We start from the raw sequence: 20,319 nt of genomic DNA, 5'->3' as shown, positions 1-20,319 counted from the left end.
CTCGCTACGGCGCGGAGTCGACCACGCTCACAGTGATGGTCATCCACGAATCCGGGACGTCCTCCGGCACTATCCCCGCGCCTGCGTCCTGCCGGATTGCGGATCCGACGACCAACCCTGTCGACATATCGATCGAGATGCCGTTGGTCACCCATCGACCCGCGTTCGACGCGAACGAGATGGTGGTGATGTCTCCGTCCACAGCGGCGATCGTCCCGTTCGGGAGGAGTGCCAGCACTTGGTACATCGAAGCTCGCAAGTCGGCGGGCGCCGTGTTGTACTGAAGCTCTTCGAGCAGCACTTCCGTAACCGTGCCGTTCGACCACTCGGAACCGTCTGTCGCCCCGTTTTTCACACGAATCCATTCCAGGAGTGCCTGCGGGTCGCGGGGAAACGCCGCGTAGTAGGCATCCGACGCTCGGGACAACTCACCGGGTCCGGACTCCCCTAGCCCGCCCGGGGTCCGGTTATAGAACGGTTGGCGATCGCCGCCGAGCCACTCCTGAGCGTGTGCCTCGGCGTCGACCCCGTAGAACGCCGTCAACTGAGACTGATTCGCGAACTCCTGGACCCACTCCGCTGATCTATCGGCAGGAACGTAGATCGTCCAATGTCCTTGCGCTATCCACGCGGCGGTGGCATCTGCGCGAGAAGCATCGAACATGGAGGAAGGGTTCGTGGTTCCATACAGGACGAGATCGTTGACCTCGCGTTCGATCTTCAGGTACTGGCCCTGCTGGGGCGCTGGAGCTGTGTTCGCGCCCGACGCTCGCGCTGCGGCGCTCAGCACAGAAGATGCGGTCATGGGGGCAGGCGCTGTCGGTTCTGGAGCGATGGGTTCCTTCGTCGCGACTGGCGGCACCGCCTCGACGCGCGGCGGCGGAGTGGTTGGGTGGTCGAGGACCACGACTGCCACTGTCGCCGCGGCCGCTCCGGCCAGCGCACCCACGATCACCAGTGATCGACGGGCGAGTCTTCTACGCTTTCGTCCGCGATCTGCGTCGATCCCATCCAGAAGCCGGACACGAGCGCCGGAGATCCGCTCCTCCGTCAGGCTCACTCCCGCATGGACCTCACGCACTTGTTCGAAAACGTCCATCGACCTCTCCTTCCTTCTCATTCACGACTCGTTCCCGGCTGCTCACACGGCCCGGGTTCAACCGCGTCCGCACGCGGTTGATGCGCGATCGGACGGTCCCCACCGGGACACCGAGGGCGATGGCGATCTCCTCATAGGTGAGGTCGCCCCACGCGTAGAGGAGCAGAGTCTCGCGATCCTTCGCAGAGAGCGAAGCGATCGAGGGCGCCAGTTCGCGTGTGGAGATCTCGGCATCGAGCCTGGCGATGGTCTTGTCGAGATCTCCGTGGGATATGTGCTCGTCCCGCGCGGCCGATGCCGCACTCGACCGCAGATGCTTGGCTTCGCGCGCCCGATGCTTCTTGATCAGACGAGAAGCGATCCCGTACAACCAGGGAAGCGCCGAGTCCCAGGCCGCATCGAACGACTTCCGTCGTGCGAACGCGACCAGGAACGTCTCACTGAGGATGTCCTCGCCCGCATCGGGGCCGAGACGGCGGGCGGCGTAGCCGCCCACCGTTCTGGCATGCCGATCGAACAATTCGGCGAAGGCTCGGGGTTGCCCGAGCGAGCGCTGAATGATCTCGCTGTCTGTGCTCACACTATGTATTGCCCCAGAACGCGAGGACGGTTCGAAACTAGTCATGGCAGGTGTCGACAACGCTCATGCCGAAGGTCATGCGCGTGTCCGGAACGTCACCCGGGATCAGCCCGTCTCCGACCTCGCGCGTGGTCGTGCTCTCGGTGATGATCCCGGTTGACATCTCGATCGTCAGCGTGAATATGTATTTGCCGGGCGCCGTCGAGCGGTTCACGCTTTCTTTGACGACTTCTGCGATGCACCCAGATCGAGCCGCATCAGCACCCGCGGAAATCCGTCGAGAACCGATCCGGTGTCTGCCGCCTTCACGAACCCCGCGCTCTCGAACAGAGCCCGCGTGCCGACGTACGCCATCGTCAGATTCACCTTCTCCCCGCCGTTGTCGACCGGATACCCCTCGATCGCCGGCGCTCCTCGCTCCCGCGCGTACGCGATCGCGCCATCGATCAGCGCGTGCGAGACCCCCTGCATGCGGAACCCCGGTCGCACGCGGAAGCACCACAGCGACCACACGTCGAGGTCGTCGACGTGTGGGATCAGCCGATTCCGCGCGAAACTGGTGCCGCGACGCGGATGCAGCGCCGCCCATCCCACCGGTTCGTCATCGAGGTACGCGATCACGCCAGGAGGTGGATCCTGGTGGCACAGTTCCCGGACCCGATCGGAACGCTCCTGCCCTTTCAGTGCCACGTTCTCTTTGCTGCCGATGCGGTAGCTCAGGCAGAAGCACACGTTCGACGTCGGCTTCTTCGGCCCGACGAGAGTCGCGACATCGTCGAAATCCGTCGCGGGCAGAACCTCGATGGTCATGGGTTCAGTGTGGCGCACAGGGCCGACATCGCGCGATCGAAGCGCGGGCTACTCTCCGCGCAGCACGTCCAGTGCGTGCCGGAAGTCCTCGGGATACGGGGACTCGAACGTCACCCAGTCCCCCGTCGTCGGGTGCGCGAAGGCGAGCTGATGCGCGTGCAGCCACTGGCGGGTGAGCCCCAGCCGCGCGGACATCGTCGGGTCTGCTCCGTAGAGCGGGTCGCCGACACAGGGGTGGCGGTGCGCAGCCATGTGCACGCGGATCTGATGCGTGCGGCCCGTCTCGAGGTGGATCTCGAGCAGCGACGCGCCAGGAAACGCCTCGAGCGTCTCATAGTGCGTGACAGACGGCTTCCCGTCGGGCACGACGGCGAACTTCCAGGAGTGGTTGGGGTGACGCCCGATCGGCGCATCGATGGTCCCGGCAAGCGGATCGGGGTGACCTTGGACGACGGCGTGATAGATCTTCTCGACGGTACGGTCCTTGAACGCCTGCTTCAGGACCGTGTACGCGTGCTCGGACTTGGCGACGACCATGAGGCCGCTGGTGCCGACGTCCAGCCGGTGCACGATCCCCTGACGCTCGGAAGCTCCGCTCGTCGCGACGCGGAAGCCGGCGGCCTCCAGCGCTCCGACGACCGTCGGGCCCTCCCAGCCGACCGATGGATGGGCGGCGACCCCCGTCGGCTTGTCCACCACGATGATGTCATCGTCGTCGTACACGATGCCGAGCTCCGGCACGGCGATGGGAACGATCTTCGGCGCCTCTTTCGGCTGCCATTCGACATCGAGCCAGCCGCCCGCGCGCAGGCGGTCGGACTTGTCGAGTGTCACGCCGTCGAGTCGTACTCCCCCTGCTGCGGCGACGTCAGCAGCGAAGGTGCGGGAGAACCCCATCAGCTTCGCCAAGGCTGCATCGACGCGGGTACCGTCCAAACCGTCCGGAACCGGCAGGGACCGCGATTCCACGGTCAACGTCCTTCCGATGCGGGAGCCGCATCCTCCGAGGGAGAATCGTCATCGGTCGAACGCACCGGCACGGGAGCATCGGCGTCGAGCATGTCGTCATCGGTGTCTGTCGCCAGGACAGCCGCCGTCGCGGCGGCTTCGGCTTCTTCCTCGGTCTCGACGATCTCGTGATCGCGTTCGCGCGTACCGTCGAAGCGCAGGCCGAAGACCACGAGCAACGCGACCGAGATCATCCCGGTCACGATGAAGATGTCGGCGACGTTGAAGATCGCCGGCATCATCCACGGCATCGAGATCATGTCGACGACGTGCCCCACCGGAAAACCGGGCTCACGAAACAGACGATCACTGAGGTTGCCGAGGACTCCGCCGAGGAGACAGCCGAGCACGACCGCCCACAGGCGGGACTTGAGCCCGAACGCCTTCCAGACGATCACGCACGCTACGACCGCGAGGGCGATCGTGAAGATCCAGGTGACCTCGGATCCCAGGGAGAACGCCGCCCCGGGGTTGCGAACGTAGTACAGCTGAAGGAACTCCCCCAGGACCGGAACCGGCTCCTGGTAGGGGAGGTTCTCGATCGTGAGGTACTTCACAAACTGATCGGCGGCCAGTACGAGCGCTGCGAGAATCGCAACGACCGCACCGGCCGCCGACCGACGAAGGGGACGGCGTCCTGACAAGAGGGCGCCTTACAGACCGATCGCGGAAACGGGTGTCGAGTCCGTGGAGGTCGACTTCTCGTCGAGCTCGCGGAGCTGACCCTCGATGTAGCCGCGCAGCTGCGAGCGGTAGTCGCGCTCGAAGTTGCGGAGTTCGGTGATACGAGCCTCGAGAGTGTTGCGCTCGCGCTCGAGTCGTGCGGACTCCTCGCGCTGCTTGGCCTCGGCCTCGGTGCGGATGCGGGCGACCTCGGTCTCGGCCTCCGCGATGAGCGCGTTCCGCTTCGCCTCGCCCTCGGCGACATGCTCGTCGTGCAGACGCTGTGCGAGTTCGATGATGCCAGCGGTCGCGGTCGCGGAACCGGTCGGAGCGGGCTCCGCCGGGACCTCGGCCACGGGGGCGGGAGCCTCGACAGCGGCGGGCGCGGCGGCTTCAGGAGCAGCACCGGACTCGTACGCGGCCAGCTTGGCCTTCAGCTCCACGTTCTCCTCGAGAGCCTTGCGCCACTCGATGACGATCTCGTCGAGGAAGTCGTCCACCTCGTCCGGGTCGAAGCCGTCCTTGAAGCGGACGTGCTGGAACTGCTTGGTGACGACGTCATCCGGGGTAAGTGCCATGGGTGGCTCCTCTTTCGATGAGTTCGATTGCCAGTATCGATGTATGGCGTGGTCGTGATGTGGCGCGAACCCGGGGCGCGCACCTGGGTGCCAGCATAGCCCCCGAGCATTGGCGCCGCGATGTCACGACACCCAGAGTGGGAGAAGTCGCAGCCACCGAATCAGGGGACACGCCGGGATTTCAGCGGATGAACAGCCCGACGACGTTCATCAGAATCAGGACGATCAGCAGAGTCAGCGCGAAGCCGAAGTCGAGCGAGAGCGAGCCGATCCGCAGTGGCGGGATGATCCGCCGGAAGAACCGGATGGGCGGATCGGTGAGGGTGTAGACGGCCTCGGCGAGCACGAGCCCGAATCCCTTCGGACGCCATTCGCGATTGAACATCGGAATGTAGTCCAGGATCAGGCGCGCGAACAGCACGAAGACGTACAGCAGGAGCACCAGATGGACGATGCTCGCGAGGACGGAGACCAGCTGCACGGGCTACGACTGGTCGAAGCCCGCAGACTCGGCGTCTGCGTGTGCGATGCCCCCGTGACCCGATACGGCGATGTTCTCCGGCGACAGCAGGAACACCTTCGAGGTCACGCGCTCGATCCGGCCGTAGAGGCCGAGGGAGAGCCCGCTCGCGAAGTCGATGAGGCGGCGCGCGTCGGCATCGCTCATCTGGGAGAGGTTGATGATGACCGGGACACCCTCGCGGAAGCTCTCCGCGATCAGCTGGGCGTCGCGGTACTGCTTCGGGTGGACGGTGAGAATCTCGTTCACGGCTCCTGCAGACGGCTGGCGGACGGCGACGGGGCGGCGCAACGGCGTGACGGGGGCCGGTGCCGGCTCCTCGCGGTCACGGTCACGCTCGCGGTGAGCGCGGGCCGGCGCCTGCGTCTCTTCCTCGTAGACCTCTTCTTCATCGGCGAGGCCGAGATACACCATGGTCTTCTTCAGTGGGTTACCCATCGTGTCCTCCGGTTCGAACGTGTCGGGCTGGTCTTTTCACAGGTTAACCCCGGTCGGGCCGGGGGCCGGTGATTGCGGAACCGATCCGCAGGTGTGTCGCGCCGGCGGCGATCGCCTCGGCGAAGTCTCCGGTCATCCCGGCTGAGATCCACGACGCGGATGGGTCGACCGCACGCACGCTGTCGGCGATGTCGTGCAGGCGAGCGAAAGCGGAAGCGGGTTCCTCATCGAGGGGCGCCACGGCCATGACGCCGCGCAGCCGCAACGACGGCAAGGCCAGGACATGCTCCGCGAGGGCGACTGCCTGAGCCGGCACGGCTCCGCCACGACCGGGGTCGTCGGTGAGATTGACCTGGACGAGAACATCGAGCCGACCGTCATCGTCCGCTGCGCGGTGCAGAGCATCCGCGAACCGGTCTCGATCGACCGAGTGCACGACGTCCGCACTCCGGCGGATCGCCGCCGCCTTGTTCGTCTGCCCCTGGCCGATGAAGTGCCAGCGCAGATCGGGTGCTGCGACTTCTGCTTCCTTCGCCGACAACTCCTGCTGGCGGTTCTCGCCGACGTCCTTCACGCCCAGCCCGTGCAGGGCACGGACCAATGACGCCGGGTGGAACTTCGTCACCACGATCCGGGTGATCTCCTCGGAGCTCCGTCCGGCTGCCTGCGCGGCGGCGGCGATCTTCTCGTCGATCGCCGACAGCCGCGCAGCCAGGCCGGAAGGCTCGGCCGCGTCGACCGAGGACGTCACTTCAGGAATTCGGGGATGTCGATGTCGTCATCGGCGAATGCCGGCTCGATGCTGGTGGCCGGAACGCGCTGCTGCACGGGCTCAGGCTGAGCCGTCTCGCTCTTGCTCTCGGGTTCGTCTGTGAGCGCGACCTCGGGAAGCGACGTCGTGGACGGCCGCGAAACGACCATCGGGTCCAGCCGGAGGGAGGGTTCGCCGCCGTCGAAGCCGGCCGCGATCACCGTCACCCGCACTTCATCGCCGAGCGTGTCGTCGATGACCGTACCGAAGATGATGTTGGCTTCGGGGTGGGCGGCTTCCTTGACGAGGTCGGCCGCATCGTGGATCTCGAAGATCCCGAGGTTCGAGCCGCCCTGGATCGAGAGCAGCACGCCGTGCGCACCTTCGATGCTCGCTTCCAGGAGCGGAGACTCCACGGCCAGCTCTGCGGCTTTGATGGCACGGTCGGCCCCACGAGCGGAGCCGATGCCCATGAGCGCGGATCCCGCACCCTGCATGACCGACTTCACGTCGGCGAAGTCGAGGTTGATGAGACCCGGAGTCGTGATCAGGTCGGTGATTCCCTGCACACCGGCGAGGAGCACCTGGTCGGCCGTGGCGAAGGCCTCGATCATCGAGATGCCGCGGTCGCTGATCTCGAGGAGGCGGTCATTCGGCACCACGATGAGGGTGTCGACCTCTTCCTTGAGCTTGGAGACACCGGCTTCGGCCTGGCTCTGGCGGCGGCGACCCTCGAAGGAGAACGGCTTCGTCACGACACCGATGGTGAGGGCGCCGATGGACTTCGCGATGCGTGCCACGACGGGCGCGCCACCGGTTCCGGTGCCACCGCCCTCGCCGGCCGTCACGAAGACCATGTCCGCACCGGTCAGAGCCTGCTCGATCTCCTCGGCATGGTCCTCTGCGGCACGTCGGCCCACCTCGGGGTCGGCGCCGGCACCGAGGCCGCGGGTGAGTTCGCGACCCACGTCGAGCTTGACGTCGGCGTCGCTCATGAGCAGCGCCTGCGCGTCGGTGTTCACGGCGATGAACTCGACTCCGCGAAGGCCGAGATCGATCATGCGGTTCACGGCGTTGACGCCGCCACCGCCGACGCCGACGACCTTGATCACGGCGAGGTAGTTCTGGTTCTGGCTCATGGCCGGCCTCCGATTATTCGAGCCTGGAAGTGGGTGAACCTTAAACCTCAAGTAGAGGTGTAAAGTATTTCCCGGTATTGCGTTCTCTTTGATCGAAGGTAAGCGCCGCCCGGCCGCGTTCGCGCGAAGACACGGGCGTGTCGCCCCATTCCCCGCGAAAGGGATCAGCCGACGACGGCGACTTCGGGGGAAGTGACGTCGATCGACGCGGCTTCGGGGTTCGAGGCCATCGCCTTCGAGAGGACGACGGCCTTCAGCGCGGACTCCTCCGCGCTCCCCCAGACCACACTCAACCCGCTGTCGAGCGTGAGAGTCACGTCATCGGCGGTGCGCGCGCTGATCCCCGTCAGCGCCGCACGGATGTCGGCCGGGAGCGAGCGCACCACGAGACCTGCGCTGCGGAACGCCGCCGAGTCGACGCCGCCCGGGACGTCGATCACCGGCTGCCCCGCAGGCTGATCCGAGGTGGTGGAGAGGGCGACACCGGCGGCATCGACCAGCGTGTACCCGGCGTCCGAACGGATGACGCCGACCGGAGTGCGTTCCACGATGCGCACGGTCAGGTCATGTGGTGGACGTGCTTCGAGGGAATAGGTCTCGATGAGGGGGAAGGCCAGCAACGCGGCCTTCACCTTGCTGGAGTCGACGAGCGCGAGCGGGGTTCCGAGCTGGTCGCCGAGCGCGGCCTCGATGGCTGCGGGGTCGAGAGTCGTGGCCCCGGCGACGCTGATCTTCTGAACGGCGAAGAGCGGACTGTAGGCCGCGGCGACACTGCCCCCGACGAGCAGGAGTGCGGCGCCGATGCTGCTCAGCCACACGATCCTGCGCCGTCTGGAGCGCTGCGTGAAACGACGGATCTCGGCGCGAAGCGCCTTGCGTCGTGCGCGGGCTGCGCGCCAGACGTCCCTCGTCGACGTCGGCTGCGGATCGTCCGTCGACGCTTCACCCCTGTGCTCTTCGCTCGTCACGTCATCGGGCGTCACGTCATCGGAGGCCGAGAACTCCACCTCCGCTTCAGCATCGCGTCGCCGCCTGCGGGGCTTCGCCCCCGGCGCGGCGTCCTTCTCCCCCGGACTCTCCGGGGTCGTCGGAAGCGGTGCAGGCCGACGCATCGGCTATGCCCCGTCGGTCCGACGCAGCGAATCCAGGACCTGCGGGATGATCTGGTAGACGTTTCCGCAGCCGAGCGTGACGATGAAGTCACCTTCCCGTGCGACGGCAGCGGTGTAGTCGGCGGCCTGCTGCCAATCCGCGACGTAGTGCACGTGCGACGGGTCCTGGAACGCGCCGCTCACCAACTCGCCGGTGACACCGGGCACGGGGTCCTCCCTGGCGCCGTACACGTCGAGCATCACGGTGTGATCGGCGAACTCCTCGAGGACGTCGGCGAACTCCTGGTACATGTGCTGAGTGCGCGAGTAGGTGTGGGGCTGCTGAATCGCGATGATCCGTCCCGCTCCTGCGATGCTGCGCATCGCCTCGAGTGCAGCCCGCACCTCCGTGGGGTGGTGCGAATAGTCGTCGTACACGGTCACGCCGCGCTCGACACCGTGCTGCTCCAGTCGACGCACGGTTCCCGCGAAGCCTTCGACGGCGCGAACGGCCTCCGCGAGCGAGTAGCCGAGCGCACGCAACACCGTCACGGCCCCCGCCGCATTGATCGCGTTGTGCACACCGGGAACGGCGAGCTGCATACGCGCCTGTTCCTCACCGTGCGTCAGCGTGGCGGCGACCGGACCCGCGGCGACGATGTCGGTGACGCGTACATCCGCTCCTTCGGCCTGACCGAACGTCAGCACGTTCGGGTGAGAGAGACCGGCACCGACCCGCAGCGCACCCGCGTCGTCGCTGGAGATCACGACCGCCTCCGTCGCGGCGTCCGCGAACTGCACGAATGCCTGGTGGAAGGCCTCATCCGAGCCGTAGTGATCGAGGTGGTCGGGATCGACGTTGGTGATCAATGCGACAGCGGTGTCGTACAGCAGGAACGTGCCATCGGACTCGTCGGCTTCGATGACGAACAGCTCTCCCGATCCAGTCGCGCTGGATGTGCCGAGCTGCTCGATCACGCCGCCGTTGACGAAGTGCGGATCCGCGCCGAGCTCACGCAGGGCGGTCACGATCATGCCCGTCGACGTCGTCTTTCCGTGGGCGCCGGCGACGGAGACGAGACGGCGTGTGCCGATCAGCCAGTGCAGGGCCTGCGACCGGTGGATCACGTGGAGTCCACGGGCCTTCGCGGTCACGAACTCGGGATTCTCCGGCCAGATCGCTCCGGTGTGCACGACGGTGTCGGCGTCACCGAGGTGAGCGGCGTCGTGACCCACGTGCACCGTCGCGCCGGCGGCCGCCAGCGCGCGCAGATTGTCGCTGTCCGCGCGGTCGCTACCGGAGACGCGGATGCCGGCGTCGAGGAACATCTTCGCGAGACCGCTCATACCGGAACCGCCGATGCCGATGAAGTGCGCGGAGGTGATCGTCTCGGGAATGGGGAGGGAGAGGTCGGGTCTGATCATTTCCGCTTCAGTCTACTTTTCTTCGGTCTCGTCGACCGCGTCAGACGGCGACGAGTGCGCGGTCGATGAGGGTGATGACGTTCTCGGTTCCGGCGCGGGTTCCGGCGGTCTCTGCAGCGGCGGCCATCCGTGCGATGCGCTCTCCGTCTCCGAGCAGAGGGACGACGATGCGCCGCACCGCGTCACCGTCAAAGGACGCATCGTCGAGCAGCTCTGCGGCCCCTGCAGCGACGGCCGAGGCGGCGTTCAGACGCTGCTCGCCGTTGCCCACGGAATACGGGACATACAGCGCGGGGATCCCCAGAGCACTGATCTCGCTCACGGTCGCCGCCCCGGAACGGGAGACGATCAGATCGGCCAGAGCGAACGCGAGATCCATGCGGTCGACGTAGCGGTGCAGCGCGTAGCCGTCGACGCCCGGATCGGCGAGGTCGCTGCGCTCACCCGTCACGTGCAGCAGCTGCCAACCGGTGCCCAGGACGTCGCGCCACGAGTCCGCGAGCGCCTCGTTGAGCCGCTGCGCTCCCAGCGAGCCGCCGAACACGAGAAGGACGGGGCGGTCGGCGTCGAGGCCGAAGTACTCCGCCGCCTCCGCGCGCGAAGCCGCGCGGTCGAGGGCGATCACCTCCCGCCGCAGGGGCATTCCGACGACCTCGCCACCACGGAGCGGAGTGCCCTCGAAGGCAACCCCCACCGCGGCCGCACGGCGTGCCCCGAGCACGTTCGCCAGCCCTGGCTTCGCGTTGGCCTCGTGCACCACGAACGGCACGCCCTCACGGCGCGCGGCGACGTATGCCGGCGCAGACGCGTATCCACCGAAGCCCACCACCACGTCGATGCCGTGCCGACGGATGTGGTCGCGCACCTGGGCGATGGCCCGACGGAACCGCCCCGGGAACGACAGGGCCTGCCTGTTCGGCCGCCGCGGGAAGGGCACCTTGTCGACGATCAGCAGTTCGTAGCCGCGCGCGGGGACGAGACGGGACTCCAGTCCCTCGGCCGTGCCGAGCACGAGCACGGAGGCTTCGGCATCACGTGCGCGGAGACCGTCCGCGACGGCGAGCAGGGGGTTGACATGACCGGCGGTGCCACCGCCGGCGAGGAGATACGAAGTCACCTGGTGACCCTACCCCGCTCGGCTGACTGCTTCTCGGTCACAGGGATCGTCCGTGCGAACGCCAGCAGCACGCCACAGGCGATGAGCACCGCGAGCAGGGCCGTGCCGCCCTGGGACATGAACGGAAGCGGGACGCCCATCACCGGGAAGACGCCGATCACGACGCCGACGTTCATGACGGCCTGGCCGACGATCCACACGGTGATGCCGCCGGCTGCCACGCGGATGAACGGATCCGGTGTCTTGCGGATGATGTGGAAGGCGCCGATCGTGAAGAACGTGAACAGGGCGAGCACGACGATGCAGCCGATCAGGCCGAGCTCCTCGCCGACGATCGCGAAGATGAAGTCATTGCCCGCGGCGGGAAGCCACCCGTACTTCTCCTGGGAGTTGCCGAGGCCGAGGCCGAAGATGCCTCCGGTGGCCATACCCCAGATCCCGTGGATCGACTGGTAGCAGTCCGTGTAGTAGAGCGCCATGTTGTCGCAGGTCGCGGTGATGCGCCGCATGCGGTCCTCGCTCGACAGCGCGTAGGCGAGCACCGCGATGACGCCGAGGATCAGCGGGATGATGAACAGCCGGAGCTTGACGCCCGAGAAGAAGAGGCACCCGAGGAGGATGAGCACCAGCACCATCGCGGTACCGAGGTCCTTGCCCGCGAGCACGGTGCCGATCGCGAGTGCACCGACCGGGATCACGGGGATGAACACATGATGCCAGGTGCCGAGCATCGTGCGCTTGCGCAGCAGCACCGCAGCGATCCAGAGCGCGAGGGCCAGTTTGAGGAACTCGGAAGGCTGCAGGGTGAAGCCCGCGATCTTGACCCAGTTCCGGTTACCGCCGTCCTCGATACCCAGCGGAGTGAACACGAGCATCTGCAGCGCCACGGCCCCGAACAGTGCGGGCCACGCCATCCTCTTCAGGAAGTCCACCGGCAGACGGCTGATCAGGAACATCAGCGGGATGCCGAGCAGCGCGAACACGCCCTGGCGCAGCACGCCATCCATCGGGTTGACCCCCTTGGAGACGGCTGTCGCGCTGGTCGCAGACAGCACCATGACGAGACCGAAGAGGGTGAGGAGCAGCGCGGTCGAGGCGATGAGCAGGAACTCGGTCGACACCGGGGTGAATCTGCGACCGAGCGAGACCCTGGCCGCGAGACCGCCGGACTCAGAGCGCGGAGGGCGGGATACCTGTGTCATCGGCGCTCCCCCGGTCGATCCAGTCCCGCACCGCCTCGGCGAAGCGATGGCCTCGTTCCGCGTAGCCGGAGAACTGATCGAAGGATGCCGCCGCCGGGGCCAGCAGGACTGTGCCCTCGTCGTCGACGATTCCCGCGGCGATCTCCACGACACGGTTCATGACCTGTCCAGTCTCGCCAGCATCCACCTCGAACACCGGCACCCCGGGCGCGTGTCGTCGGAATGCCGCGACCACCACGGAGCGTTCGACCCCGATCACGACGGCTGCACGCGCCGTCGTGCCGACCTCGGCGACCAGGTCGGAGATGTCGACCCCCTTCAGATCCCCGCCGAGCACCCACACGGCACCGGGGTACGCGCGCAGCGACGACGCCGCGGCGTGCGGGTTCGTCGCCTTGGAGTCGTCGACCCAGGTGATGCCGCGATGCCGGGCGATCACCTGGATGCGGTGCGGATCGAGGCGGAAGGACTGCAGGGCCGTGTGGATGGCCTCCGGCTCGACGCCGAGCGAGCGTGCCAGGGCACTCGCGGCGAGGATGTTCTGCACGATGTGAGGAGCGGCGAGACCCGCCGCATCGAGATCGGCGACCGTCGTCAGCTCGAGGGCGCTGCGCGAGCGATCGTCGAGGAAGGCCCTGTCGACGAGCAGTCCCTCGACCACGCCGAGATCGCTCGGGCCGGGGATGCCGAGATCGAAGCCGATCGCACGGGCTCCCTCGACCACCTCCGCCTCTTCCACCATGCGACGCGTGGCCTCGTCCGCCTTGTTGTAGACGCAGGCGATCCGGGTGTTCCGGTATACGACGGCCTTCGCGTCCCGGTAGGCGTCCGCGCTCCCATGCCAGACGAGGTGATCGTCGGCGAGGTTCAGGCACACGGAGGCGTAGGGGAACAGCTCCCCTTCGGGCCTCGACTGTCCCAGATACCAGAGCTGATGGCTGGAGAGCTCGACCACGAGGACATCGAACCCCGCGGGGTCGCGTACGGCGTCGAGCACCGGCACGCCGATGTTCCCGCAGGGGGCCGCCCGCAGTCCGCCTTCCACGAGCAGCGTGGCGGTCAACTGGGTGGTCGTCGTCTTGCCGTTCGTCCCGGTGATGAGCACCCAGTCCGCCGGCGTGCCGTCGGCACGGACGACCTTGTCGCGCACGCGCCAGGCGAGCTCGACGTCACCCCAGATCGTGACAGCGGATTCCTGCGCCCACCGGATAAGTGGATGCGACGGCGAGAATCCCGGCGAGGCGATGACCACCTCGGGGTCGAACTCGACGAGCACGGGCGGAACCTCGGCGAGCGGGCCCAATTCGAGTCGGGCGCCGATCACCGGGAGCAGTCGCTCGTACTCATCCTCAGCCGACTCGCTCAGCACGAGAACGTCGGCGCCCAGTTCGGCGAGCGTGTCCGCCACCGAGAATCCTGTCATCGAGAGGCCGAGCACGGCGACCCGTAGACCGCTCCAGTCGGCGTTCCAGCTCGTCAGTCCGGCGAGACGATCAGTCGACACGAGTGAGCCATTCGACGTAGAAGAGTCCGACCGCCGAGACGGCGAGCAGCCCGGCGATGATCCACATGCGCACCACGATCGTGACCTCGGACCACCCGCGCATCTCGAGATGGTGGTGGAACGGGCTCATGAGGAACAGCCGCTTGCCACGAGTGATCTTGAAGTACGCGCGCTGCAGGATGACCGAACCCGACGAAAGCACGAAGACGCCGGCGATCACGAGCAGGAGGAGCTCGGTGCGGGTCAGGATCGCCATCGCGGTGATGACGCCGCCGATCGCCATCGACCCGACGTCCCCCATGAAGACCTTCGCCTTGGGCGCGTTCCACCAGAGGAATCCGATGAGGCTCGCCGCGAACGACGCCGCGATGATGGCGAGGTTGAACGGGTCGCGCACTTCGTAGCAGCCGCCGAGGGCATCGGGATCGCCGCCGATGCACGGCTGCTTGAACTGCCAGAACGCGATCACGCTGTAGGCGCCGACGACGATGACGCCGGCTCCGGCAGCGAGCCCGTCGAGTCCGTCCGTGAGGTTCACACTGTTCGAGGTCGCGACCCCGATGATCGAGATCCAGACGAGATAGAGGATCCATCCGAGCACCACGCCGAAGGCGAACAGGTTGAGCCAGGTGATGTCGCGGAACAGCGAGATCGCGGAGCTCGCCGGTGTCTGGCCCCACTTGTTCGGGAAGTTCAGCGCGACGATGCCGAAGGGGATGATGACCAGCAGCTGGCCGATCACCTTCCGCCAGCCCGAGAGCCCGAGGCTGCGCTGGCTGCGCACCTTCATGTAGTCGTCGATGAATCCGACGGCGCCGAATCCGACCATCAGCCAGATCACGAGCAGCGCGGAGAGTGCGGGGACTTCACCGCTCACCAGCACACCGGTGAAGTAACCGACCATCGAGCCGACGATGAAGATGACGCCGCCCATCGTGGGAGTGCCGCGCTTGGCCTCGTGACTCGGGTTGTGGACGGACTCCGGGGTACGGATGACCTGCCCCCAGCCCCACTTCCGGAAGAGCCGCAGGAAGACGGGGGTCAGGAACAGGGTGAAGGCGAGCGAGATCGCCGCCGACATGATGAGAGACCTCACGAGAACAATTCTCCCAGACGATCGCCGAGATGCCGGAGGCCCACGGAATTGGATGACTTCACGAGCACGCGGTCGCCGTCGCGGAGCTCGGTGCGGAGATACTCGAACGCGGCGTCCTGGTCGGGCAGATGGACTGCCTCGCTGTCCCAGGAGCCCTCCCCGACCGCGGCGAGGTAGAGGCGCCTCGCCTCGGGGCCGACGACGACGATCCGCTGGATGTTCAGACGCACGGCGAGCAGCCCGATCCTGTCGTGCTCCTCCCCCGCGCTCTCACCGAGTTCGCTCATGGCTCCGAGGACCGCGACGGTGCGCTCGTCGGGACCGGTGATCTGTGCGAGCGTGCGCAGGGCCGCCGCCATGGAATCCGGGCTGGCGTTGTAGGCGTCGTTGATGATCCGCACCCGATCGCTGCCCAGGGGCTGCATGCGCCAGCGTTCGGCGATCTCGACCGTCTCCAACCGGGCCACGGCGTCGGCCGCCGAGACCCCGAGCACGCGTGCTGCGGCGATGGCCGCCAGAGCGTTGGAGATGTGGTGCGCCCCGAGCACGCGCAGCCGCAGGGGAATCCGTTCGGCGTCGACCTCGATGACGCAGGACGTGCCGGAAGCGGATACCTCGATCTCATGCGCGCGCACGTCCGCTGTGGGCCCCTGACCGAAGCCGACGGTGCGGAGTCCGCGAGCGTCCGCGAGTTCGCGCATGGCCGCGACACGCGGGTCGTCGACGTTGAGCACGGCGGTCCCGGGCACGCGGGCGGCGGCGACGAGCTCGGCCTTCGCCTTCGCCGTCTCCTCGATGCCGCCGAATCCGCCGGCGTGCGCCATGCCGACCATCAGCACGACGGCGACGTCCGGCTCGACGAGTCCTGCGAGGTGAGCGATGCTCCCCGGAGCCGCGGCACCGAACTCGCTCACGAGGAAGCGGGTGCTCTCCGTCACCCGGAGCATGGTGACGGGGGCGCCGACCTCGTTGTTGAACGACTTCACGGGGGCGACGGTCTCGCCTTCCCCCTCGAGGATGCGCGCGAGGAAGTTCTTGGTGGTGGTCTTGCCGTTCGACCCGGTGATGCCGACGATCCGGAGCGCGCCGTCGGCACGGACACGCGCGACGACCTCCCTCGCGAGTGCACCGAGGGCGGCGACAGCGTCCGGAACCACGATCTGGCTCACGGCGACGTCCACCGGGTGCTCGACGATCGCCAGGGCCGCTCCCGCGGCGACAGCCGACCCGACGAAGCGGTGTCCATCGGTCTCGGCTCCGGGCTTGGCCACGAAGATCGATCCAGGCCCCATCGTGCGTGAATCGGTGTCGACGATTCCGTCGACCACGGTCTCGGCCGTGTCTTCACCGGCCACGCGCAGATCACCGCCGAGTGCAGCGGCGATCTCAGCGAGCGTCAGGGCGATCATGTCATCTCCATGCGCGGCTCTCGCCGACTATCCGAACTTGGGGAGGAGCTCGTCCATCGGGACAGAGGACGGCATCACGCGATACGTTTTCATCACCTGCGTCATCGCCTTCTGGAAGGCGGATGCGGTGGCCGCGGACGATACAACCTTAGTCGGCTCGTCGAGGGTGACCACGACGACGTACTGCGGATCGTCGACCGGCGCGAAGCCCACCATGCTGGTGTAGTAGACCCCGGCCTTGTAGCCGCCGTTGCCGTCCGACACCTGCGCCGTACCCGTCTTGCTGGTCACGCGGTAGCCGGGGACCTGGATGCGCTCGGCGTTGCCGCCCTGTACTGCGACGTTCTCCAGCATGCGTGTCAGCTCCGCTGCGGTCTGCTCCTTGATGATCTGCTCGCGCTTCGGGTCGGCTGGCGCGGTCACGGTGCCGTCCGCGGCGGTGCACGACTCGACGAGCGAGAGGTCGATCTTCTCGCCGCCGTTCGCGATCGCCTGGTAGGCACCGGCGAGCTGGGCGGCCGTCACGGTGAAGTACTGCCCGAACGTCGTCGTGTAGAGCGACTGGTTGTCCCAGTCGCTGACCGGGTGCAGGATCCCTCCGACCTCCGAGGGGAAGTCGAGCGTCTTGTCCCCCACCCCGAAGCGCTGGAGGTAGTCGTAGCGCACATCGGGGCTCACCATGGTCCCGAACTTCGACAGGGCGACGTTCGACGAGTCGATGAGGCCCCCGGCGAGCGTGTAGTTGTACGCCGGGTGGGTGAACGCGTCGTTCACGACGGCGCCGTTCGGGAACTTCTCCCGAGAGGCCGCGCTCACCGTGCTGAGCGGGGTCAGGCCCGCTCCTTCGATGGCGGCAGCCGCGGTGACGGCCTTGAACGTCGATCCGGGCTCGAAGTCGTGGTGGAAGATCTGACTGGCCCTGGTCGCCGGTGTCGACGCATCGAGATCGTTCGGGTCCAGCGCGGGCCACTCGGCCGCGGCGCGGATCTTGCCCGTCTTGACCTCGACGACCGTGACTGTCCCGCCCTTGGCGCCCTGCGCCTGTGCCTCTTCGGCGATCATCTGCTGCAGGTACCAGTTGAGGTCGCTGTTGATGGTCAGCTGCACGGATCCGCCGTTCACGGCATCGACCGTACGCTCGCTGCCGGGGATCACGACGCCGTCCTTGCCCTTGCGGTAGGTCTCCTCGCCGTCGATGGGCGCCAGGCAGGAGTCGTCGAGCTTCTCCACACCGGCCTGCGCCTCACCAGAGTTGTCGAGGAAGCCGAGGATGTTTCCGGCGACCGCGCCGTTCGGGTATACGCGTGTCTCTCGCGCCTTCAGCGACAGGTACGAACCGACTCCGAGATCCCGCAGAGCCATGTACTGCTCCGTGTTCAAGCCCTTCTTGAGAGGCGCGTACTGGCTGTCGGGGTTCTCGGCGAGGGCGTTCGAGACCAGAGCCCGCACCTCGTCGCCGGTCTGGCCGGTGATGGCGGCGATCTTGTCGGAGGCCTCGGCCCACGGCAGCTTCGGCTTCTTCTCCTCGACGAGCATGATGACCTGCGGGCTGAGCTGCGCGTCGTAGACCATCACACTGGAAGCGAGCACCGTGCCGCCGGAGTCGACGATCGACCCGCGCTGGCCCGGGATCGCCGAACTCGCACCGAGGTGCTCGAGGGACTCGGAGACGTGCTCGTCAGCGCTGACCACCTGGATGTCGACGAGGCGCACCACGAACGCGACCAGCACCGAGAGGATGACGGCGAGAGCGACGACGGTGCGTCGCCGCGGACCGCGGGTGGCTCGTGTCGTCATGGGATCTCTCCGTCGCTCGTGGGTGTCAGTGCGTCGTGGGGCTGGGGAGGCCGTCGGTGATCGACGGCGGAAGGTCCTGGGTGGGCTGATCGGTCGCCGTCCCCTCCTCGGTCTCCGCCGGAGGGGGCGGCGGTTCCACGATGAGGGAGTTGCTCACGGCGCCGACACCGGCGGGATTGACGGTCGATGTCCAGTCGGCCCCCGCACCGGTGCCGAAGACGGCACCGTCGCTGAGACGCAGATACGACGGCGATCCGGCGACGACCATCCCGAGTCCGGCTGCGCTGCTGGCGAGCACCTGGGGCGAGCTGACGCCGGTGAGTTCTTCCTGGAGGGCGTGCGTCTTCAGGTTGAGCTCGCGCTGCTGTGACGAGAGACTCGCGAGAGTGAACGAGTCCTGGGTGATGGCGAGCGACAGCCCGATCTGCGCGGCTCCGATCGCGAGTGCTCCGCCGAGCGCGATGAGGGCGTAGGCGAGCTTCGGCTTGCGGCGGACTGCAGGGCGGGTGACGGGCTGCAGCTTCCGCTGGGGCGTCCTCTCCGGGGCGACCGGCTGCACCGGCTTCCGGACGACGGCATTCAGGCTCATGCGCTCTCCCGCAGCTTCTCGGCGGCGCGCAGGCGCACCGGGATCGCCCGCGGGTTGCGCGCGCGTTCTTCGTCGTCGGCCAGCTCGGCGCCTTTGGTCAGGATGCGGAAACGCGGAGCGTGTTCGGGGAGCTCGACCGGGAGCCCGGCAGGAGCGGTCGAGGCGGAGGCCGCAGCGAACGCCTGCTTCACGAGACGATCCTCCAGCGACTGGTACGACATCACGACGATGCGCCCGCCGACTGCGAGCGCGTCCATCGCCGACGGGATCGCGTCGGCGAGCACGTTGAGCTCGGTGTTCACCTCGATGCGCAGCGCCTGGAACACGCGCTTGGCCGGGTGACCCGCGCGCTGGGCAGCCGCGGGTGTGGCGGCGATCAGGATCTCGACGAGTTCACCCGACCGCGTGATCGGCTGCTTCTGCCGCGCGTCGATGATGAACCGTGCATACCGACCGGCGAGTTTCTCCTCGCCGTAGCGCTCGAAGATGCGGCGGAGATTGCCTTCGCTGTAGGTCGCGATGACCTCTGCGGCCGTGACGCCCTTGGTCTGATCCATCCGCATGTCCAGCGGGGCATCCTTCGAATAGGCGAAGCCGCGGTCGGCTTCGTCCAACTGCAGAGACGAGACGCCGAGATCGAAGAGGATGCCGGCTGCGCCCTGGGCGTGCAGTCCGATCTCGTCGTACACCGTGTGCACGAGCGTGACGCGGTCCGTGAAGCGGGCGAGCCGCTCCCCCGCGATGCGCAGCGCATCGGTGTCGCGGTCGAGTCCGACCAGACGGATGTTCGGGAAGCGTTCGAGCAGCGCCTCGGAGTGACCGCCCATGCCGAGGGTGGCATCGACGAGCACCGCTCCGTCCGCCTGGAGGGCGGGAGCGAGCAGCTCGACGCAGCGGTCGAGCAGTACGGGGGTGTGGATGTCTCGGAGGTTCATGATCTTTCTCGGGGTGACCTTCGGCTCTGATCCCCCTCCGCTTCTCGACCCGGCACCGGGGAAGTGTGTCGGGGCGGGAGCGGCGGGGCATCACAGCCGTGGTCAGAAGAGTCCCGGAATCACCTCCTGCTCGAGGTCGGAGTAGGTCTCCTCGCCGGCGGCGAGGTAGGCGTTCCAGCTCTCGGCATCCCAGATCTCGGCGTGGGCGCCGACTCCGGTGACGATGAGTTCCTTCTGCAGACCTGCGTACTGACGCAGGTGCGCCGGGATGGTGATGCGGTTCTGGCTGTCTGGCATCTCCGCGCTGGCTCCGGAGAGGAACAGTCGCATGAAGTCACGCGCCTGTTTGTTCGCGAGCGGCGCCTGACGGATCCGCTCGTGCATCGCCTCGAACTCGGCCGTGCTGAACACGTAGAGGCACCGTTCCTGGCCTCGGGTGACGACGATGCCGCCGCCGAGGTCTTCGCGGAACTTCGCAGGAAGGATGACCCGTCCTTTGTCGTCCAGCTTCGGTGAGTGCGTACCCAGCAACATCGGCCACCACCCCCTCTGCGTCCGGCCAACTCGA

At 67.2% G+C, this 20,319-nt stretch carries 22 protein-coding genes; all 22 read right to left on the bottom strand.

From position 1 onward, the window contains the following. Positions 1 to 4: 4 nt before the first annotated feature. The 22 genes from MST3598_RS06835 to mraZ all read right to left on the bottom strand — a co-directional run bounded on the left by MST3598_RS06835 (position 5) and on the right by mraZ (position 20,285). On the bottom strand, positions 5 to 1,099 hold the full coding sequence (locus tag MST3598_RS06835; protein ID WP_136053540.1) for a hypothetical protein: 1,095 nt from the start codon (positions 1,097 to 1,099) through the stop codon (positions 5 to 7). Continuing rightward, complete coding sequence (locus MST3598_RS06830) at positions 1,074 to 1,724, bottom strand: RNA polymerase sigma factor (protein WP_081860071.1); 651 nt, start codon at positions 1,722 to 1,724, stop codon at positions 1,074 to 1,076. The genes MST3598_RS06835 and MST3598_RS06830 overlap by 26 nt, the downstream gene beginning before the upstream one ends. Further along, positions 1,717 to 1,842: a hypothetical protein gene (locus MST3598_RS18760; RefSeq protein WP_269320224.1), complete on the bottom strand. Its 126-nt coding sequence runs from the start codon at positions 1,840 to 1,842 to the stop codon at positions 1,717 to 1,719. The genes MST3598_RS06830 and MST3598_RS18760 overlap by 8 nt, the downstream gene beginning before the upstream one ends. 47 nt (positions 1,843 to 1,889) lie before the next feature. After that, a complete protein-coding gene (locus MST3598_RS06825) occupies positions 1,890 to 2,489 on the bottom strand; it encodes a GNAT family N-acetyltransferase (RefSeq protein WP_029258342.1) in 600 nt (199 codons plus the stop codon). 48 nt (positions 2,490 to 2,537) lie between these two features. Continuing rightward, positions 2,538 to 3,458 (bottom strand): RluA family pseudouridine synthase, encoded by a 921-nt coding sequence (locus MST3598_RS06820; RefSeq protein ID WP_029258343.1) that lies wholly within the window; start codon positions 3,456 to 3,458, stop codon positions 2,538 to 2,540. 2 nt (positions 3,459 to 3,460) lie between these two features. Next, complete coding sequence (lspA, locus tag MST3598_RS06815; protein ID WP_046399048.1) at positions 3,461 to 4,141, bottom strand: signal peptidase II; 681 nt, start codon at positions 4,139 to 4,141, stop codon at positions 3,461 to 3,463. Positions 4,142 to 4,150: 9 nt separating this feature from the next. Continuing rightward, positions 4,151 to 4,738: a DivIVA domain-containing protein gene (locus tag MST3598_RS06810; RefSeq protein WP_021201570.1), complete on the bottom strand. Its 588-nt coding sequence runs from the start codon at positions 4,736 to 4,738 to the stop codon at positions 4,151 to 4,153. A 181-nt stretch (positions 4,739 to 4,919) separates the two neighbouring features. Next, positions 4,920 to 5,219 carry a YggT family protein gene (locus tag MST3598_RS06805; RefSeq protein ID WP_029258344.1) on the bottom strand — a complete coding sequence of 100 codons (300 nt, stop codon included), beginning with the start codon at positions 5,217 to 5,219 and terminating at the stop codon, positions 4,920 to 4,922. A 3-nt stretch (positions 5,220 to 5,222) separates the two neighbouring features. Further along, on the bottom strand, positions 5,223 to 5,696 hold the full coding sequence (locus MST3598_RS06800; protein WP_017830233.1) for a cell division protein SepF: 474 nt from the start codon (positions 5,694 to 5,696) through the stop codon (positions 5,223 to 5,225). Between the two features lie 43 nt (positions 5,697 to 5,739). Beyond that, positions 5,740 to 6,447, bottom strand: a complete 708-nt coding sequence (locus tag MST3598_RS06795; RefSeq protein ID WP_029258345.1) for a YggS family pyridoxal phosphate-dependent enzyme — start codon at positions 6,445 to 6,447, stop codon at positions 5,740 to 5,742. Then, positions 6,444 to 7,586 carry a cell division protein FtsZ gene (gene ftsZ / locus MST3598_RS06790; protein ID WP_029258346.1) on the bottom strand — a complete coding sequence of 381 codons (1,143 nt, stop codon included), beginning with the start codon at positions 7,584 to 7,586 and terminating at the stop codon, positions 6,444 to 6,446. The genes MST3598_RS06795 and ftsZ overlap by 4 nt, the downstream gene beginning before the upstream one ends. 164 nt (positions 7,587 to 7,750) lie before the next feature. After that, entirely contained in the window at positions 7,751 to 8,698 is a 948-nt protein-coding gene (locus MST3598_RS06785; protein WP_029258347.1) for an FtsQ-type POTRA domain-containing protein, read from the bottom strand. Positions 8,699 to 8,701: 3 nt separating this feature from the next. After that, entirely contained in the window at positions 8,702 to 10,102 is a 1,401-nt protein-coding gene (murC, locus tag MST3598_RS06780) for a UDP-N-acetylmuramate--L-alanine ligase (protein ID WP_029258348.1), read from the bottom strand. A 40-nt stretch (positions 10,103 to 10,142) separates the two neighbouring features. Then, complete coding sequence (locus MST3598_RS06775) at positions 10,143 to 11,219, bottom strand: UDP-N-acetylglucosamine--N-acetylmuramyl-(pentapeptide) pyrophosphoryl-undecaprenol N-acetylglucosamine transferase (RefSeq protein ID WP_029258349.1); 1,077 nt, start codon at positions 11,217 to 11,219, stop codon at positions 10,143 to 10,145. Next, positions 11,216 to 12,421 carry a putative lipid II flippase FtsW gene (gene ftsW / locus MST3598_RS06770; RefSeq protein ID WP_029258350.1) on the bottom strand — a complete coding sequence of 402 codons (1,206 nt, stop codon included), beginning with the start codon at positions 12,419 to 12,421 and terminating at the stop codon, positions 11,216 to 11,218. The genes MST3598_RS06775 and ftsW overlap by 4 nt, the downstream gene beginning before the upstream one ends. Continuing rightward, positions 12,390 to 13,925: a UDP-N-acetylmuramoyl-L-alanine--D-glutamate ligase gene (gene murD, locus MST3598_RS06765; protein ID WP_029258351.1), complete on the bottom strand. Its 1,536-nt coding sequence runs from the start codon at positions 13,923 to 13,925 to the stop codon at positions 12,390 to 12,392. Before murD ends, ftsW begins: the two co-directional genes overlap by 32 nt. Continuing rightward, positions 13,915 to 15,021, bottom strand: coding sequence for a phospho-N-acetylmuramoyl-pentapeptide-transferase (mraY, locus tag MST3598_RS06760; RefSeq protein WP_029258352.1), 1,107 nt, complete (start codon positions 15,019 to 15,021; stop codon positions 13,915 to 13,917). The genes murD and mraY overlap by 11 nt, the downstream gene beginning before the upstream one ends. Continuing rightward, entirely contained in the window at positions 15,018 to 16,430 is a 1,413-nt protein-coding gene (locus tag MST3598_RS06755) for a UDP-N-acetylmuramoyl-tripeptide--D-alanyl-D-alanine ligase (RefSeq protein WP_096359496.1), read from the bottom strand. The genes mraY and MST3598_RS06755 overlap by 4 nt, the downstream gene beginning before the upstream one ends. 27 nt (positions 16,431 to 16,457) lie before the next feature. Continuing rightward, positions 16,458 to 18,227 (bottom strand): peptidoglycan D,D-transpeptidase FtsI family protein, encoded by a 1,770-nt coding sequence (locus tag MST3598_RS06750; RefSeq protein WP_029258354.1) that lies wholly within the window; start codon positions 18,225 to 18,227, stop codon positions 16,458 to 16,460. 25 nt (positions 18,228 to 18,252) lie between these two features. Next, a complete protein-coding gene (locus MST3598_RS06745) occupies positions 18,253 to 18,816 on the bottom strand; it encodes a hypothetical protein (RefSeq protein ID WP_029258355.1) in 564 nt (187 codons plus the stop codon). Then, positions 18,813 to 19,751 (bottom strand): 16S rRNA (cytosine(1402)-N(4))-methyltransferase RsmH, encoded by a 939-nt coding sequence (gene rsmH / locus MST3598_RS06740; RefSeq protein ID WP_029258356.1) that lies wholly within the window; start codon positions 19,749 to 19,751, stop codon positions 18,813 to 18,815. Before rsmH ends, MST3598_RS06745 begins: the two co-directional genes overlap by 4 nt. 102 nt (positions 19,752 to 19,853) lie before the next feature. Further along, a complete protein-coding gene (gene mraZ / locus MST3598_RS06735) occupies positions 19,854 to 20,285 on the bottom strand; it encodes a division/cell wall cluster transcriptional repressor MraZ (protein WP_017830220.1) in 432 nt (143 codons plus the stop codon). Positions 20,286 to 20,319 lie beyond the last annotated feature (34 nt).

It is taken from the genome of Microbacterium sp. TPU 3598 (assembly GCF_002356155.1).
In the GTDB taxonomy this organism is placed as follows: domain Bacteria; phylum Actinomycetota; class Actinomycetes; order Actinomycetales; family Microbacteriaceae; genus Microbacterium; species Microbacterium maritypicum_A.
The sequence above is the reverse complement of the archived record's forward strand: the minus strand, read 5'-3'. Positions and strand labels throughout refer to the sequence as shown.